General features: G+C 62.1%; 13 protein-coding genes and 1 pseudogene. 7 read left to right on the plus strand and 7 right to left on the minus strand.

Annotation, left to right across the window (positions count from 1 at the left end):
* Positions 1-36: 36 nt before the first annotated feature.
* The 5 genes and pseudogenes from galE to WDM24_RS09035 all read left to right on the plus strand — a co-directional run bounded on the left by galE (position 37) and on the right by WDM24_RS09035 (position 8,228).
* Complete coding sequence (galE, locus tag WDM24_RS09020; protein WP_338696901.1) at positions 37-1,047, plus strand: UDP-glucose 4-epimerase GalE; 1,011 nt, start codon at positions 37-39, stop codon at positions 1,045-1,047.
* Positions 1,048-1,430: 383 nt separating this feature from the next.
* On the plus strand, positions 1,431-3,953 hold the full coding sequence (locus tag WDM24_RS09025; protein ID WP_338830922.1) for a glycoside hydrolase family 16 protein: 2,523 nt from the start codon (positions 1,431-1,433) through the stop codon (positions 3,951-3,953).
* A gap of 163 nt (positions 3,954-4,116) precedes the next feature.
* Positions 4,117-4,437: pseudogene (locus tag WDM24_RS44495) on the plus strand (cysteine peptidase family C39 domain-containing protein); the annotation flags it as partial.
* A gap of 201 nt (positions 4,438-4,638) precedes the next feature.
* Complete coding sequence (locus WDM24_RS09030) at positions 4,639-6,801, plus strand: type I secretion system permease/ATPase (RefSeq protein WP_414645751.1); 2,163 nt, start codon at positions 4,639-4,641, stop codon at positions 6,799-6,801.
* Positions 6,798-8,228, plus strand: coding sequence for an HlyD family type I secretion periplasmic adaptor subunit (locus tag WDM24_RS09035; RefSeq protein WP_338696908.1), 1,431 nt, complete (start codon positions 6,798-6,800; stop codon positions 8,226-8,228). Before WDM24_RS09030 ends, WDM24_RS09035 begins: the two co-directional genes overlap by 4 nt.
* Positions 8,229-8,359: 131 nt before the next feature.
* Here the strand turns inward: WDM24_RS09035 and WDM24_RS09040 are convergent, their stop codons facing one another.
* Positions 8,360-9,277, minus strand: a complete 918-nt coding sequence (locus tag WDM24_RS09040; protein WP_338696910.1) for a response regulator transcription factor — start codon at positions 9,275-9,277, stop codon at positions 8,360-8,362.
* Between the two features lie 419 nt (positions 9,278-9,696).
* On the opposite strand from WDM24_RS09040, the gene WDM24_RS09045 reads away from it, so the two are divergent.
* Entirely contained in the window at positions 9,697-10,329 is a 633-nt protein-coding gene (locus WDM24_RS09045; RefSeq protein ID WP_338696912.1) for a response regulator transcription factor, read from the plus strand.
* A gap of 119 nt (positions 10,330-10,448) precedes the next feature.
* Here WDM24_RS09045 and pyk read toward each other — a convergent pair whose 3' ends face one another.
* The 6 genes from pyk to WDM24_RS09075 all read right to left on the minus strand — a co-directional run bounded on the left by pyk (position 10,449) and on the right by WDM24_RS09075 (position 17,022).
* Positions 10,449-11,864: a pyruvate kinase gene (pyk, locus tag WDM24_RS09050; protein ID WP_338830924.1), complete on the minus strand. Its 1,416-nt coding sequence runs from the start codon at positions 11,862-11,864 to the stop codon at positions 10,449-10,451.
* Between the two features lie 3 nt (positions 11,865-11,867).
* The gene (locus tag WDM24_RS09055; RefSeq protein ID WP_414645702.1) at positions 11,868-13,202 is read right to left on the minus strand and encodes a glycerate kinase type-2 family protein; all 1,335 of its coding nucleotides are present in this window, start codon (positions 13,200-13,202) and stop codon (positions 11,868-11,870) included.
* Positions 13,203-13,274: 72 nt separating this feature from the next.
* Positions 13,275-14,636, minus strand: coding sequence for an oxalate/formate MFS antiporter (gene oxlT, locus WDM24_RS09060; RefSeq protein WP_338830925.1), 1,362 nt, complete (start codon positions 14,634-14,636; stop codon positions 13,275-13,277).
* Between the two features lie 76 nt (positions 14,637-14,712).
* Positions 14,713-15,495, minus strand: a complete 783-nt coding sequence (locus tag WDM24_RS09065; protein ID WP_338830926.1) for a fumarylacetoacetate hydrolase family protein — start codon at positions 15,493-15,495, stop codon at positions 14,713-14,715.
* A 5-nt stretch (positions 15,496-15,500) separates the two neighbouring features.
* Entirely contained in the window at positions 15,501-16,520 is a 1,020-nt protein-coding gene (locus WDM24_RS09070) for a 2-dehydropantoate 2-reductase (protein ID WP_166303278.1), read from the minus strand.
* A gap of 85 nt (positions 16,521-16,605) precedes the next feature.
* Complete coding sequence (locus WDM24_RS09075) at positions 16,606-17,022, minus strand: CBS domain-containing protein (protein ID WP_338830927.1); 417 nt, start codon at positions 17,020-17,022, stop codon at positions 16,606-16,608.
* A 238-nt stretch (positions 17,023-17,260) separates the two neighbouring features.
* On the opposite strand from WDM24_RS09075, the gene WDM24_RS09080 reads away from it, so the two are divergent.
* Entirely contained in the window at positions 17,261-18,109 is an 849-nt protein-coding gene (locus WDM24_RS09080; RefSeq protein WP_338830928.1) for an IclR family transcriptional regulator, read from the plus strand.
* The last annotated feature ends 36 nt before the right edge of the window (positions 18,110-18,145 follow it).

Raw genomic sequence — 18,145 nt, forward strand, 5'->3', positions numbered from 1 at the left:
GCACGGAAGGCCTGTTGGACTGACACGGTGATCGACATGATCTTGTTGACGGGAGGCGCTGGCTATATCGGGTCCCATGTCTGCATCGCATTGCTGGACGCGGGGTTCGATGTCGTGGCGATCGACAATCTCTGCAACAGCAACCGGGCCTCTCTCGATCGGGTCGAAGCGATCTGCGGGCGAGCGCCTGTTTTCCGACACGTCGACATCCGGGATGAGGAGGCCGTCTTTGAGGTGCTTCGTGCATGTGGCGTGACCGCGGTCATCCACCTTGCGGGGCTGAAGGCCGTTGGCGAGTCCAGCGCTGATCCCATGACCTATTACGACAACAATGTCGTGGGGACGATGCGGCTGGTGTCGGCAATGAAGCGGGCGAAGGTCAAGACGCTTGTCTTCAGCTCGTCCGCCACCGTTTACGGCATGCCAACCTATCTGCCGCTTGACGAGAGGCATCCGCTCGCGCCGACCAATCCATACGGTCGCACCAAGCTGATCGTCGAGGAAATGCTGAAGGATCTTTATCGCGCCGAGGACGATTGGCGCATCGGCATCCTGCGCTATTTCAATCCGGCCGGCGCGCACGAGAGCGGGCTTGTCGGAGAAGACCCGATCGGCGTTCCGAACAATCTGGTGCCGCTCGTGGCGCAGGTGGCGATTGGAAGGCGTGCGAAGCTGCGGATCTGGGGCAACGACTACGACACTCCGGATGGCACCGGTATCCGGGATTTCATTCATGTCGTCGACCTTGCTGCCGGCCATCTCAGTGTCTTGCGCCACCTCGAGCAGCCCGGCGTGTTCACGGTCAATCTGGGAACGGGAAGCGGCAGCAGCGTCCTGGAGGTCGTTCGCGCTTTCGAGGCCGCGAGCGGCAGGTCAATTCCGTACGAGATCGCAGATCGCCGCACCGGCGATGTCGCGATCTGCTGTGCCGATCCGAGCTTTGCGAAACGAACGCTGGATTGGAAATCGGCGCGGTCGCTGGCGCAGATGTGCGCCGATCATTGGCACTGGCAGCTGAAGAATCCCGACGGTTACCGCCACATCTAGCACGTGAGTGGTCCACACACGCCTGCGTGATCGCGACGTCTTGGCGGATGGCACCCTTGCCACTTTGTCAACGCGGCCTCCACGTAACGGCTTTTTCGCATAGCCGCCGCAGAGAATTAAATCCTAGCCAATGTTAAAATTGAGCGCCAACGCACCGTCCGAATGGGGCGCGCTGCGGCAAAAAACGCCTGTGAGAAGATCATTTTGAAACGATTTTTCGCCATACTTGATCTTTAGCCAACCGACCTAGCAGTCGAAGGGGCGTACTACCGAATCGCTACTGGACTGAAATCTGCCCGCGGCGCCATGCGCTGCGAGCATGCGGTACGTCGCGCGGTTCGCGACGGTGGAATTCTTAGTTCAATCCTTGGAAGGAACATGGAATGGCCCTTGCCGCACCAGCAGGCTTTACGTCAAGCAATCTCGTCTATCAGGACAGCTTTTCCAGTTCGCTAGACAGCGACTGGCACACCTACATCACGAGTCGCGCCGCCAACGGTTGGGCGTGGAACAGCTATGGATCGGGTGGAAGCGGGCCGGGCGGCGCGTACGATGCCGATTACGACATGCCGAGCCAGGTGACCGTGAGCAACGGTCTGCTGAATCTCACGGCGGCCAAGCAGACCGTCACCGGCATGAATCAGGGCTCGGTGCAGTCATTTCCGATTACGTCGGGCGCCGTCAGCAGCTACGGCAACTTCGAGTTTAACGGCGGTTACCTTCAGATCAGCATGAAGGCGCCGAGCGGCAATGGTGCATGGCCAGGGCTTTGGCTGATGCCCGGCGCAGGCTCGAACAGCGGCGACAATTTCGAGATCGATATCCAGGAGGGGGGATATACCGGCTCGGGACCGGCAAACCAGGCCTTCTCCTGGCATCTTCACTCGCCGTCAGGGACGGTCGGCGGTGTTGTCGACACCGGCGTCGATCTCACGGCCGGCTTCCATACCTACGGCATCAATTGGGTGCCCGGCCAATCGATCACCTGGTACCTCGACGGAAGACAGATCGCGACGGTGACCAGCGCGCAGGTGCAGATTCCGAACCAGCCGATGCAGCTGATCATGAGCAATCAGGTCGCGAATTCAAACGCGGCCGGCTGGCATACTGCACTTGATGGCTCTACCCCCTCGACGATGCAGATGCAGATCGACGAGATCCAGCTCTATCGATTGCCCGGCAGCGCCGGCTCCGTCACCGGAGCGAACGTCAGTTCGACGAGCCCCCCGCCACCGACCCAGCCGACCACGCCAGCGGTTACGCCGACGGTGACGTCGGTTGCTGCTTCACCGGGGACGGGTATCGAGCATGTTGGCGATTCCGTTACATTGACGCTCGCCTTCAACGAGGCCGTGAACGTGGTTGGCAAGCCGACGCTGACGCTCAATGACGGAAGCACCGCTACCTATGTCAGCGGTTCGGGGACCAGCGCGCTCACCTTCCGAACGACCGTTGCGTCGACCAATACAGCGACGTCGGCCCTTGCCGTCACCGGGGTCAGCCTTGCGGGCGGTGCGAGCATCCGTGATGCCAGCGGCGTCGCCGCGAATCTTGCCGGTGCGGTGAAGACGTTCGCCGGTCTCCAGATCGATCCGACGAGCCCCACGCTACCGTCTCAGCCGACCACGCCAGCGGTTACGCCGGCGGTGACGCAGGTTGTCGCCTCGCCGGGGACGGGGGTCGAGCATGTTGGCGATTCCGTTACATTGTCGCTCGCCTTCAACGAGGCCGTGAACGTGGTTGGCAAGCCGACGCTGACGCTCAATGACGGAAGCACCGCTACCTATGTCGGCGGTTCGGGGACCAGCACGCTCACCTTCCGAACGACGGTTGCGTCGACCAATACAGCGACGTCGGCCCTTGCCGTCACCGGGGTCAGCCTTGCGGGCGGTGCGAGCATCCGTGACGCCAGCGGCGTCGCCGCGAATCTTGCCGGTGCGGTGAAGACGTTCGCCGGTCTCCAGATCGATCCGACGAGCCCCACGCTACCGTCTCAGCCGACCACGCCAGCGGTTACGCCGACGGTGACGCAGGTTGTCGCCTCGCCGGGGACGGGGGTCGAGCATGTTGGCGATGCCGTGACATTTACGCTCGGGTTCAACGAGGCCGTGAATGTGGCCGGCAAACCGACGCTGTCGCTCAATGATGGCAGCACCGCTACCTATGTCAGCGGTTCGGGGACCAGCGCGCTCACCTTCCGAACGACCGTTGCGTCGACCGATCTTCAGACGTCCGCCCTTGCCATCACCGGGGTCAACCTGCCCAGCGGTGCGAGCATCAGCGACGCCGGCGGTGCCGCGGCGAATCTTGCCGGCGCAGTGAAGACGTTCGCCGGTCTGCAGATCTCTCCGAGCGTCACGGCGCCGTCAACGCCGACGTCGTCCGTCGCGCCGGTGCTCATGATCGCGGATACCTCGCTGTCGGTGGACGGAAGAGGCGGGACCGTCGACCTGGGTGTCAAGGTGGCGACCACCGACCCGAATGATGCTGTGACCGTGACCATCAAGGGGTTGCCGAGGTACGAGACCATCACCGACAACCTCGATGGCCGCACCTACAAGGGCGGGAGAGACATCACGCTGACCGCCGCGCAGGTCGAAAGTGGATTGACGCTGCAGTCGAACTACCGGGGCAGCGACCATCCGGTTGCTACGCTCTCGATCACGGCGACTGCAACGGACCCGTCGACCGGCTCCGTCACGAGGTCTGCGTCGCAGAGCATCACGGTGACGGACCCGCCGCCAGCGTCTTCCACCATGAGCGCATCGGCGAATCTGAACTTTGCGGTGCTGAGCCAGTATCTGGCAACCCATCACGGCAGCAGTGGTGTGGGGCAGCTCCTCACGGCCGTTGCGCAGGGAGGGAGCTGGAACGAACAATCGTATCTGAGCAAGCCGCAGCATTGATGCTGCGGCCTATCCGGCAGCGTTTCCGCGCCGTCGATCGGCGGCGCGGAAACGAGATTTGACCGGTTCGGCAGTTGCGTTCGATACTGCCTCGTTTTTTGCGAATGCATAATAAGGAATTGTTGAAGCCGGTCGCGTGACCGCAGAACAATCGAGTTGATAAATGGCGATCCAGAATGGAAATGCCGATGCCGCAGACCTTGGGCTCCGGGCCCTGGTTCTGTTCTTGCGACTTCATGGTGTGAGCACTGACTTCGACAAGATCCGTGATCTTTGCGGAGGCCGGGCGATCGATATCCGCGCAATGCTCCGCTGCGCCGGCGAATTTGATCTCAAGGCCTGCTCGTGGACGACGGATTGGACGCGGCTTGCCAATATCCGGTTGCCCGGAATCGCGGCGCTGCGGGATGGTGGATTTCTGCTGCTCGGCAAAGTCGACGGCAACGAAGCGCTTGTGCTGCATCCGTCGTCGTCGCATCCGCGGCGCGTCACGCGCGCCGAATTCGAGGAAATCTGGGACGGCCGTCTGATCTCGGCCGATTCGCGTCCGGTCGCGCGCCAGGCGCTTGATCTGCTCGCTGGTTTGAGCGCGCGCGGGCGCAATCTGATGCGGCAGCTGGGCGAGAGCCTGCCGCGACTGCGGCAGCTGCGCGAGAGCCTGCTGCGACGCGTCCGCGAGCTTCCAATGTGGTCCGCGCGCCGCGATGTCGCGGTTGAGACCAGCGCAATCGAACCTGACAGCGGCGACGACTCGGGGCCGATGGCTCTGGCGGTCATGCTGCGTTGCCATGGGATCGCGGCCGACCCGGACCAGATTCGACACCGGACCGGTGCGGCCCGCCTCGGCGTCACCGACATCGTCCGCTGCGCCAGGAGTTTCGGGCTGAAGGCCCGGTTGCAGAAAACCAGCTGGAATCGGCTTGCTGTAACGCCGCTCCCGGGGATCGCCGTGTTGCGCGACGGCGGATTCCTGGTTCTCGGCAAGGTCGTCGACGACAAGCTCCTCGTTCAGCGTCCATCGCATCCCCAGCCTCAGATGATGACCCAGGCCGAGCTTGAGGCCGTGTGGAATGGCGACGTCATCTTGATGACGCGGCGCGCGGCGTTGACGGATACCTCCCGGCGCTTTGACATCAGCTGGTTCTTCGGCGCAATCCACAAGTATCGCCGCCTGCTTAGCGAGGTCCTGGTCGCATCGTTCTTCCTCCAGGTCTTCGCGGTCGTCTCGCCGCTGTTCTTCCAGGTGGTCATCGACAAGGTGCTCGTGCATCGCGGCATGAGCACGCTCGACGTGCTGGTCGCAGGCCTTGTCGCGCTCACGGTCTTCGAGACCATCCTCGGGACGCTGCGCGTCTATTTGTTCGCGCACACGACCAATCGTATCGACGTGGAGCTTGGCGCCCGGCTGTTCCATCACTTGATGGCGTTGCCGATTGCATATTTCCAGACCCGCCGTGTCGGCGATTCCGTGGCGCGCGTCCGCGAGTTGGAGAATATCCGTCAGTTCCTGACCAGCTCGGCGCTCACGCTCGTGATCGATCTGCTGTTCACCGTCGTGTTCCTCGCAGTGATGTTCTACTACTCCACGACGCTGACGTTCATCGTATTGGCGTCGTTCCCGTTGTATATTGGCATTTCGGCGGGCGCCGCGCCGCTGTTTCGCCGGCGCCTCGACGAGAAATTCGATCGCGGTTCCGAGAACCAGGCCTTCCTGGTCGAGAGCGTCTCCGGCGTCGAAACGCTGAAGGCCATGGCGGTCGAGCCGCAAATGCAGCGTCGCTGGGAGGAGCAGCTCGCCGCCTATGTAGCCGCGAGCTTTCGCGTGCTGAGCTTGAACAATACGGCGAGCCAGTCGGTCCAGATGATCAACAAGCTGGTCGTGGCGGCAACCCTGTATTTCGGCGCCCGGCTCGTGATCGACGGCGCGCTGACGGTCGGTGAACTCGTCGCATTCAACATGCTGGCGTCACGCGTGAGCATGCCGGTGCTGCGGCTTTCGCAGATCTGGCAGGATTTCCATCAGGCGCGGCTGTCGATCGATCGGCTTGGCGACATCCTCAACACCATTCCCGAGCCGAGCTCCAGTCCCGGCCGCGCTGCGCTGCCGGCGATCCGTGGCCAGGTCTCATTCGAGCACGCCACGTTCCGCTATCGCCTCGACGGTCCCGAGGTGCTGCACAACGTATCCTTCAGTGTCGATCCCGGGCAAGTTATTGGAATTGTTGGGTCTTCCGGTTCGGGTAAAAGCACCATCGCGAAGCTGATCCAGCGCCTCTACGTGCCGGAAAGCGGGCGCGTGCTTATCGACGGCGTCGATCTTGCGATGGTCGATCTCGCCTGGCTTCGGCGTCAGATCGGCGTCGTGCTGCAGGAGAACGTGCTTTTCAATCGCTCCATTCGCGAGAACATCGCGCTCGCTGACCCGGCCATGCCAATGGAGCGTGTCATCGCGGCGGCCTCGCTCGCCGGCGCCCACGATTTCATCCTGGAGCTGTCCGAGGGGTATGACACTGTCGTGGGTGAACGCGGCAGCAGTCTTTCCGGCGGACAGCGCCAGCGCATCGCGATTGCCAGGGCGCTGGTCACCGATCCACGCATCCTCATTTTTGACGAGGCGACCAGTGCGCTGGACTACGAAAGCGAGCGCGCGATCCAGCAGAACATGAAGCGGATTTCTGCCGGTCGGACCGTCTTCGTGATCGCGCATCGGCTTTCCACCGTACGTCACGCAAACCGGATCATCTCGGTCGAACATGGCCGCATCGTCGAGGACGGCAACCATGATGAGTTGATCCGCTCGAATGGACGCTACGCGAGACTGCACCAGCTGCAGGCAGGTATCCAATGACGCTCGCTAGCCGGAACATCATTCCGTTTCCAAAAGCCGAGGTTCGCCGCCGCGAGCAGGAGATAGCGTTTCTTCCGGCGGCCCTTGAGATCACAGAATCGCCGCCGTCACCGATCGGGCGCGCGATTGGGGCGAGCATTATCGCGGCATTTTGCGTCGCGCTGCTATGGGCATCGCTCGGTCACGTCGATATCGTCGCAACGGCGACCGGCAAGATCGTGCCGGGTGGGCGCACCAAGCTCATTCAGCCGTTCGAGTCGGGCGTCGTGCGTGCGATCCATGTGCGAGACGGACAGCGCGTAAAGGCTGGTGATGTCCTGATCGAGTTGGATCCCACGATGACGGGAGCCGATCAGGAGCGTTACCGCAGCGATCTGCTGGCCGCCGAATTGGAAGTTGCGCGGCTTCGCGCGGCGCTCGCGGACGATCCGCTCGCGGCTTTCCAGCCGCCGCGCGGCGCAAGCGCCGCGGATATCGATCTGCATCGTCAGTTTCTGATCAGCCAGCGCGCGGAGCAGCAGGCCAAGCTTGCCGAGATCGAGCGGCAGCAAGGCCAGAAGGACGCCGAACGGTCGACCATTTCTGCGAACGTCGGGAAGATCCAGGCCACGATACCGGTGCTCACCGAGCGGGTCGAAATCCGGAAAACGCTGCTCGACAAGGCGCTCGGCTCCAAGGTTACCTATCTCTCCGAGTATCAGGACCTGGTCGGCCTTCAGCAGGATCTCATCCTGCAGCAGAGCCGGCTGCACGAGTCCGACGCCGCCATTGCCTTGCTGAAGGAAACGAGGGAAAGGTCCGCCGCCGAATATCGGCGTACGACCTATGATGCTCTTGCGAAAGCGGAGCAGAAGGCTGCGGGCGTTGCGCAAGAGGTGGTGAAGGCGGAGCAGCGTACAAAGCTGCAGCAGTTGACGGCGCCGGTCGATGGCGTGGTGCAGCAACTTGCCGTTCACACTGTGGGAGGCGTGGTCGCGCAGGCGCAGGCGCTGGCCGTGGTGGTTCCCAGCGAGAGCCATCTCGAGATCGAAGCCATGCTCTCCAATCGCGATATCGGATTTGTTCATCCGGGACAGCAGGTGGAGATCAAGGTCGATACATTCAATTTCACCCGTTACGGGCTCCTCCACGGCGAAGTCCTCAGCGTATCGTCGGACGCGATCACGCGCGACAGACCGCAGGGCGCGTCGAATGATCGGGCGCAGGGGAGCGTGCAGAGTGGCAGCAGCGAGTCGAGAGGCCAGGAGCTGGAATATGCTGCGCGTGTCTCCCTCGACCGCACGCAGATGCAGGTCGAGGACAAGCAAGTCAAGCTCGGTCCTGGCATGGCGGTGACGGTTGAGATCAAGACGGGTACCCGCAGGATCATCAGCTATCTGCTCTCGCCGTTGGCAAGACACCAGCAGGAATCGTTGCGGGAACGATAAGCAAACCGCCGACGTTTGCGCGAACCGCCGTGTTGGCCGTCGCGCATCGCATCGATCTGTGCGGCATATAGTCGAAGCCCAGCATCCCGCCGAAGGTTACCCGGCGGGATACCGAACTGGACGGGTTTCGGCTATTTACGTAGCCGGATCGCCCCGTCGATTTTTGAGTCCTTGCGGACGTGGCCGTTTGCGAGCGACACGTCAAAATAGTTCGCCGCGTGGTCGATTGCGCCAAGTGGTGCCGGTCGACCCGCCAGCGCGATCTTGGGAAGTTCTCTCTGAGGAGGGAGAGGCCGCTCAGCTCCATCAGCGGCCTGATGCGTGGCCCTGTTGTTGTTCGCCCACGCCGCAGACCGATGGTTCAACCCCCAGATCGCTGCCTGGGTTCTGTTCTGAACCCGGATCTTCCGAAGGATCGCCTTGATGTGAACCTTCACCGTGGCTTCGGCAATGCTGATCTTGCGCGCGATGCACTTGTTGGAATCGCCTTCGATCAGGCACTGCAGAATTGAAATTTCCCGCGGCGAAAGTTGCTGGGCAAGCTTGTCATCCGGCTTTGCGACGACATGATTGGCATCGGCGGGTGCGGGAGCATCGTCCACGTCGCGCTTCTCGGCGTCGAGGGCGGAGGTGAGGAATGCCGGCGGGAATGCCGTCCCGCCCATCATGACGAGCTCGATGGACTTGATGAACGCGTCACAGTTCATCACGTCGATGAAGTATCCGGTGGCACCGGCCCGGAATGCGGCCGCCAGATCGCTCAGTCGATATTGATCTGCGACGACCGCCACGCGTCCGTCGGCGTGACGGCGCTTGAGGGAGTCGATTTGCTCGATTGTCGGGCGAAAATCATCGCCATTGTGAACAATCAGAAACAATGCTGAAGCAACGGGCACCTTCTGAAGCGCGTCATCGCCTAGCAAATCGTTGGCATCGGATATTGAAGTAAGGACTTGAAAATTCTCGGAATTCAGAATTCTGGCAAGACCTTCTTTGCGAAGACTATTTTCACCAACAAGCACAGCAGTAAAAGGATATCGCCGTCTCATGGAAACTCTCCCGGACGCTACAATGATACAGGGGGCGGGTCAGTTGAATCCGGCTCATTCTTCTTGATGGACCGCCCAGCTAAAAAAACGCAACAAAACCACTCTTCAGACTTGGTAGATTTGGACACAAATTTGGGACGAAAAATCCCGAGTCCAGTCTCTCAATATTTAGGAATTTTAAATGCTAATCCCCAATATCCCTATATACCGTTGGTTATAGGCATTTTGGACGCTCGCTTGGGGTTAGTTGGGTCCGCGTTGCAATCAAACGTTGCGCAAATCGCATGTGCTTGGCGCTCGGCCAGTAGATTCACGGGGCGCCGCAACAACAAAAGCTTACTGAAAAGCCTCATATTGGAGTAGCTTCTTAATGAAATGGGCGCGTTGCTGAATTGGAGGGACTGAGGGATTGGACGTAAATGAATTTCAGTCGTGTGGTAATTGCTAGCAGATATCCGGTCGTTTTATTGGGTCTGAATTGTCTGCTCGAAGCAGAGCGTGATTTCAAAGTTGTTGCTCGTTGCAATGATGGAGCGAGCTGTTTCAAGGCAATCCGGAGCCTCGCGCCCGACATCGCCATTTTGGACATGTCGATGCCTGACATCTTTGCGCAGGCCACGCCAGATATCGCAAATTCCGGGACGCCTGGTGTGCGGCTCGTTTTCCTCGCCACCTCTGTTGAGGATCGCGATCTCGCCCTGTTGGCGGCAGCGGGGGCTTACGGCGTCATCCTGAGCGAGGAGGAGCCTGAAACCCTTATTCAGATGTTGCGGCAGGTCGCCGACGGCCAGCGAATGTTGCCGCCGCCCGCGTCCGAGGAAGTCATCTCTCGTGCACCGACGGCGATTCCGGAGAAGTATCTTGCGGTGCTGACGGAGCGCGAGCGTCAGATCATGCGTTTGGTGTCGGAAGGCTTGTCGAACAAGGAGATTGGCCGCCGTCTGAAGGTGGCCGACGGAACCATCAAGGTTCATCTCCACCACATCTTCCGCAAACTCGAGATCAGCAACAGGACCGTTCTTGCCACGCTCGCGATCTCATCCTCTACCTGACGGACGAGATACCGGCTGATCTTGGGAAGAACGGCAGCGCCTCCTCGCTAGCATGGCCCACGCGATGCTCCGGCAAACCACGACCTTGGCGATGGGCTGATGACGCAATCCTGGTTCTGTCACGGGAGCGAAACGACGCGCAGATTGTTTGTTGTACCCGCTTGTCCAAACGGAATGCCGGCGACGACAACCAGCAGATCCCGGCTTGATGCGAATTGCTCCGCAAGCGCGAATGCAGTCGCGCGTTCGACCATCTCCTCATAGCTGCGAACGTCGTCGGACAGCACGCTGTGAGCGCCCCACAGCAGACACAGGCGGCGGGACACTTCGCGGCTCGGGGTGATGACGAGGATCGGCAAGCTCGGCCGCTTGCGCGCCACGCGCGCGGCGGTCGTTCCGCTCGACGTATAGGCCACGATGGCCTTGGCGTGAACGACGGAAGCGAGGTCGGCCGCGGCCGTTGCCACAGCATGGGGCGCGGTCTGCTCTTCGCCCGGCTGGGTGGCCTCGACGATGGAGCGGTACATCTTGTGCTGCTCGGTGCTGCGAATGATGCGGTCCATCATCTCGACCGCCTCCTGCGGATAGCGGCCGGTGGCAGATTCCGCCGACAGCATCACCGCATCGGCGCCATCATAGATGGCGGTCGCAACGTCGGAGACTTCGGCGCGGGTCGGCGTGGGGGCGGCGACCATGGAGTCCAGCATTTGCGTGGCGACGATCACGGGCTTCACGGCAAGCCGGCAGGCCCGCACCAATTCCTTCTGACGGCCCGGCACGTCTTCGTGTGGAATTTCGACGCCGAGGTCGCCCCGCGCAACCATGATGGCGTCGCACAGCTGGATGATATCGTCGATCCGCTCAAGCGCTGCGGGCTTCTCGATCTTGGCCATCAGACCGGCGCGGTCGCCGATCAGGCTTCTCGCCTCGATGATATCGGAGGGCTTTTGCACGAACGACAAGGCGACCCAGTCGACGCCGAGTTTCAGGCCGAACTCCAGATCGAGACGGTCCTTTGTCGTCAGTGGTGAAAGATCAAGCACCGTCCCCGGTAGATTGACGCCCTTGTGGTTCGAGATCGTGCCACCGACGATCACCTTGGCTTCGATGAAATCGTCACCCAGCCCGGTGACGCGAACGCGGACCCTGCCGTCGTCGATCAAGAGATCGTGACCGGGAGCGACGGCCGCAAAGATTTCCCGATGCGGGAGCGGAATCGCGCCACGATCCCCATCCGACCCGGACAGCACGAAGCGGATGGTCTCTCCGGCCGCGACGATGATCTTGCCATCGCGCAAGGTGCCGACGCGGATCTTCGGGCCCTGCAGGTCCAGCAGAATGCCGATGGGCCGGTTGACTTCCTGTTCCAGCTTTCGGATCGCGGCGTGAATCCTGGCGTGGTCGCTCTGGGTTCCGTGGCTGAAATTCAGGCGGAACGTATCGACGCCCGCCTCCAGCAGCGCCTTGAGCATGTCGGGAGAACTGCTGGCGGGGCCGACGGTTGCAACGATCTTGGCCCGTCGATGACGACGCATGGGTCACCTCATCCTTAACTTGATTCCCGGCTTGCCGGCTCCGATCAGCACGGCGCGGATATCGTTGACGTTGGTCAGTGTCGGCCCGGTGCGCACGAGGTCTCCAAGGCGATCGAAGAACGTGTAGCTGTCATGGGCCGCCAGACAAGCCCGTGCGTCGAGGAGTTTCGCGGCGGCGCGCTGCAGTGTATCCGGACCGATCAAAGCACCAGCCGCATCTTCCGTTCCATCGATGCCGTCACTGTCTCCCGCAATGGCCCAGATATCGGCCGCGCCCGACAGGGCGATGACAAGTCCCAGCAAGAATTCGGTGTTGCGGCCGCCGCGGCCCGCCGGCCCGCGTCCGATTGTGACCGTTGTCTCTCCCCCCGACAGCAGAACCGCGGGGGCCTGGCCTGGCTGAGCATGTATCGCGACCGACCGCGCGACGCCGGCCATCACGGTTCCGAGTTCCCGTGCCTCGCCCTCGATCGCATCTCCAAGGAGGATCGGCGTGAGGCCCTCGTCGCGGGCCACATTGGCCGCAGCGTCGAGCGCCTGGAACGGCGCGGCAAGGATGCGGACATCCGCGTCGATCTCGCCCGGCTTGGGTGTCTCGTCGGCCTGCTCGAGTGCAACTCGCGCCGCTGCCGGCAAGTCGATTGCAAACCGGTCAACGATCTCTTGCGCATCGGCTCTTGTGCTGCTGTCCGGGAGTGAGGGACCGGAACCGATCGCCGCCGGATCGTCGCCGGGAATGTCCGATATCACCAGGGTCGTGACGCGGGCGGGACGCGCGGCCAGCGCCAGCTTTCCGCCTTTGATCGCCGACAAATGCTTGCGGACGACATTCATCTCGGCAATCGTCGCGCCGCTTGCAAGCAGTGCCCGGTTGACCGCCTGCTTGTCGACGAGCGTCATCGGGGATGCAGGAAGCGTCATCAGCGCCGAGCCGCCGCCGGACATCAGCACGACCACAAGATCATCCGATGAAAGTCCTTCAACGGCACGCAGCATGCGAAGGGCGGCCGCCTTGCTCGTGTCGTCGGGTACGGGGTGAGATGCCTCCAGTACCTCGATGCGGCCCGCGGGAACCGAATGGCCGTGGCGCGTGACCACGACGCCCGAAAGGTCGACGTCAGGCCATGCCGCGTCGAGGCCGGCTGCCATCGCCGCCGAGGCCTTGCCTGCGCCGATGACGATGCATCTGCCCCTGGGCTTTGCCGGCAAGGCAGATGCGATCGTGATCCTTGGATCGGCGCTGGCGATTGCGGCGTCGAAGATTCGTCGCAGCGCAGTGCGGGCTCGCCGGTCGGTCCAGTTCGTGTTCAATCGCTGCACTCCGGCCAATTGGTCCAACGGTCAATGGCTCTCTCGAACGACGCGGCCGTCTCAAATCGAGCGCAGCTCCGGGCCGGGAGAAGTCCTCCGTCAGGGGGCCTTCTCGAGGCTGTCATAGGATAGCGGTCCCTTTGGCAGATCACTTTCGCTGTGAGCTGCCGTCGCACGAGCAACCACGGCACGTGCCGTGCTTTCACTGCCGAGAATGAACGCGCGGCGCAGCGGCTTGATCACGAACACGGCCATGAGGGCCGCGGTGGCATTGAGCGCGACTGCGACGATGAACACGGCCTGCCAGCCAAACTGGGAGGAGATGATGCTCGCCAGCGGCACGAGCAGCGCCGCAGTCCCCTTCGCGGTGTAGAGCATGCCGTTGTTGGTGGTCGCGTATTTGGCGCCGAACGTGTCGCCCGATGTTGCCGGAAACAGGCTGTAGATTTCCCCGAAAACGCCGAAATAAACGGCCGTCGCCAACACGAAGACAACCGGAATGTGGCCGTAGACCGACAGCGTCAGCAACATCAGCGCCGCCGTCGCGAACGCAATGAACATGGTGTGCTCACGGCCGATATTGTCGGAGATCCAGCCGAAGAACGGGCGACCGAAACCATCGAACACGCGATCGAGCGAGATGGCGAACGTCAACGCCGCCATCTGGAAGCCGGCCAACGTAACCGGAGTATCGGCGATCTTGAAGTCATGGGCGATTGGCCCGATCTGGGCGGCGGTCATCAGCCCGCCGGAAGCCACCATCACGAACACCAGGTACATCATCCAGAAGATCGGGGCGCGCAACACCTGAACCGGCGTGTAATCGACGGCGGTCTGCGGCAGATTGAGCTGCTTCCTTCTGGCGGACACGGTGATATCAGGCGGACGGACGAACGTGGCGAGCAGGATAACAGTCAGGCCTTGCCCGATGCCGAACGTCAGGAAGGCGCTCTGGTAGCCGCTTGCGGCAATCATGTTGGCAATCGGCACGACGGTCAGCGCCGCGCCGGCCCCGAACCCGGCGGCGGTCGCGCCCGCGGCCAGGCCGCGGCGGTCCGGAAACCATTTCAGCGCGTTGCCGACGCACGTGCCGTAGACGGCGCCTGCGCCGATGCCGGCGACGACAGCTGCCGCATAGAGCGTGACGAGCGAGGAGGCATATGCGTTCAGCACCCAGGCGAGGGCGATCATCAGCCCGCCGAACATGATGACGATACGCGGGCCGTATTTGTCGACAAACCAGGCTTCCACCGGCACCAGCCAGGTCTCCGTCATCACGAAGATCGTGAAGGCGAGCTGGATCGCGGCGCGGCCCCAATGATATTGCGCGTCGATAGGGTCGACGAACAGCGTCCACCCGTATTGCAGGTTGGCGATCATCGCCATGCAGACGATGCCGATCGCCAGCTGAAGCCAGCGGAAGCCGCCGGGCGATGATACCGGTTTCGTGCTGGAGTTCATGAGTCTCCCCAAAGCAGGAGTTTGTGGTTTTAATGGCTGATGGTCCGGCGGCGTCGGGCTCTCGTCCCGCGGCCGCTTACTGGCAAAATTCGTTGGTCAGTTCGCCGATTCCGTCGATCGCGACGGTGACCGTATTGATCGGCTCTTTCATCACGCCGACACCGATCGATGTCCCGCAGCAGATCAGGTCGCCCGGCAACAGCGTCATGTCGTGTGAAATCTTGCTGACCAACGCCTGCGCGCTGAAGATCATGTCCGCAATCGGATAATTCTGGCGCTCCACGCCGTTGAGGATGGTGCGCACCACAAGGCTTGCGGGATCGAGGCCCGAGGCAACAACGGGACCGAAGGGGCCATAGCCATCGAAGCCCTTGGCCCGGGCCCATTGCGGGAAAGTCGGATCGCGATTGAGAACGTCTGCGGCGGTGACGTCGTTTGTGCAGGTGTACCCGAAGATGAAGGCGTCGGCCTGTTCGGGAGCGACCGCGGTGCAGGTCTTGCCGATGACAATGCCGAGCTCGCCCTCGTAGGTCGTCTTGCCATCGTAACCCGCGGGACGCCTGATCACGGCGCCGGGCGCGGTGACGCTGGTCGGCGCCTTCAGCAGGTACAACGGTTCGGCCGGCTCGGGTGATTTCAGCTTGGCGGCAAGTGCGTGAAAATTGTTCCAGAGCGCGATGATCTTGCTTGGTTGCGTCGGTGCGAGCAGCTCGACGGCGTCGAGTGCCAGCGTTCGTCCAGTCGGCCGCGCGTCGCCGAACATGTCGCCGACGTGCACCGAGATGCCGGATGGTGTGAGTTGCCCGAAGCCGATGTCGGCATGGTGGCGGAAGCGGACCCAGCGTGTGACGTTGCTCATCAGGATCACGCCACCGCAAGCGATTTTGTTTCGGCAACGCCGGCCGCCCCGTCGTAGAGGCCCGCCAGCCTGGTACGCTGCGCGACCAGGGCCAGCACCGCATCGAGGGCGGGCGTTGCAATCCCCGTCATCCGGCCCATCTCCTGGACGACGGTGATCAGCGGATCGATTTCGACCGGACGTCCGCGCTCGAGATCCTGCAGCATCGAGGTCTTGTGCGCGCCGACCTTGCGCGCACCTTCGATGCGGCGTTCGACATCGACCCGGAACTTGACGCCAAGATTTTCCGCGATCGCCTGGGCTTCCAGCATGATCGCTTTCGACAGCGCGCGCGTGCCGGGGTTGCTGCAGATCACGTCGAGGGTCGCATGGGTCAGGGCGCTGATCGGGTTGAAGCAGACATTGCCCCACAGCTTGAGCCAGATCTCGTCGCGGATGCGATCGAGAACCGGCGCCTTCATGCCGGCTGCCGCGAACAGGGCGGAAAGGTTCTCGACCTCGGGGGTGATCTCGCCGGAGGGTTCGCCCAGCGGAAAGTTGTTGCCGTAGACGTGGCGGATCACGCCGGGCGCTTCGATTTCGGTGGCGGGATACACCACGCAGCCGATCGCGCGCTCGGGGCCGAGTTCCTTCCATTGCCGTCCGCCGGGATCGATGCTCTCGAGCGCCGATCCTTCGTGCCGTCCGCCGTGCTTGTAGAAATACCAATAGGGAATGCCGTTGACGGCGGTGACAATGCGGGTGCGCTGACCGAGCAGGGGCTGCATGCGTTCAATGACGCCGGTGATCGAGTGCGCCTTGAGGCAGACGATGACGAAATCCTGCTCGCCGAGCTCGGCGGGATCGTCGGTACAGCGCGGATGTACCACGCGCTCCTCGTCGCCGATCAGGAGCTTCAGACCGTTCTGTCGCATCGCGGCAAGGTGCGCGCCGCGCGCGACCAGGCTAACATCCGCGCCAGCGCGCATGAATTCGACACCGAGATAACCGCCGATGGCGCCGGCGCCGTAGATGCAGATCCTCATGAAATCCTCGCGAGCAGAGTGGGGACACAGTTCGAGCCGCTGCGGCTCGAACCGGGTTGCGTGGCAGTTGTCTTGGAAAATTCTGTCAGGCCGCCTGCACTGCGCAGGTGGCCTCGTCGTAAGCAGTGGTGATGTCCCGCATGCTGACGACGCCGACGAGCCGGCCGTTGTCGATGACCGGGACATGGCGGATGCCGTGACGGCCCATGAGATGCTCGGCATCCGCGAGCGTGTCCTGCGAATTGCAGGACACCAGCGGCCGCGAGATGAACTGCGCGACTTTCATGGCAAGCCCACCGGTGCCGTGCTCGGCGATCACAGCGACAACGTCGCGCTCGCTGAACATTCCGATCACCGCGGCGTCCTTGCTGCGCGAGACGTTCCTGACCACGACTGCGCCGACATTGCTCGCGTACATCAGGTTCGCCGCAATGCTCACGGTTTCGTTCGAGCCGATCGTCACGAGGTGCGGGCTGTTGCGAAGGATGTCCCCGACGTACATGGCAGCGTTCTCCCGTTTGTCTGATCAGGTCGTTGTAAAATAATCGTGGTATACATTATCCCAGTTGTCAAACGAAAGAATCAGAAAGATTTTGAAGAAAACGGCAAATATACTGACCTATCTGGTGATCTCTGCAGCTTGACTCCTGATGTAATTGGCATGCCATATACCAAACCTGACGCTCGTCCTTCGGACGCAATACCGTTCTGAATCGCAACTGGTTAGGGGCAGGGTCGTGATGAAAAGAGAGCCGATCCGGCGCAAGCCGACCGAACCCGATTTTCGCGCGCAGCCGGATCCGGACGCACGAGACGGCGGCGTTCAATCTGTCGATCGTGCGCTGCAGATCCTGGAGACGCTTGCAGAGGACGACGAAGGCTATCGGCTGACCGATCTCGCGATCCGCACCGGCTTGTCGCCGTCGACCGTTCATCGGCTGCTGACGACGCTCGAGAACCGCAGATTCGTGCAATTCGACCGCGACGAATCCAAATGGCACATCGGCGCGCAAAGCTTCGTGGTCGGCTCGACCTTCATGCGCCGGCGCAATTTCGCCGCGCAGGCCTTGCCTTATCTGCGCAAGCTGCGCGACCAGACCAGGGAAACCGCCAACCTGGCTGTGGTCGATGATGAGTCCATCATCGTCGTGTCCCGCATTGAAAGCCGGGAGATCATGCGTTCGCTGACCAAGGTGGGTGGACGCGTCGCAATGATCGCCTCGGGCGTGGGCAAAGCGGTGTTGGCGACCTATTCCGATGCCGACGTCAACGCGATCATCCGCCGCCAGGGCATGCCGCGGCTGACGGAAAAGTCGATCGTGCGGCCAGGCGAGCTGTTCAAGGAACTGGAGAACGTACGGCGTCAGGGTTATGCGGTGGATGATGAAGAGGCCCGCCTCGGCCTGCGCTGCGTGGCTGCGGTCGTCTTCAACGACTGCAGCGAGCCATTTGCCGCGGTTTCGGTATCGGGCACGGCGGACCGGCTGACGAACGAACGCTTGCCGGACATCGGTACGATCGTGCACCAGATCGCAGCCGAGCTCACGGCCGAGCTTCGCGGGAGCCGCGCGCAGCAAGGGCAGGCGTGAGGCTTTCCGCATTTTCGTCTATCACGATTTCCATTT

The sequence above is a fragment of the Bradyrhizobium sp. 27S5 genome, from assembly GCF_037217225.1.
Lineage (GTDB): Bacteria > Pseudomonadota > Alphaproteobacteria > Rhizobiales > Xanthobacteraceae > Bradyrhizobium > Bradyrhizobium septentrionale.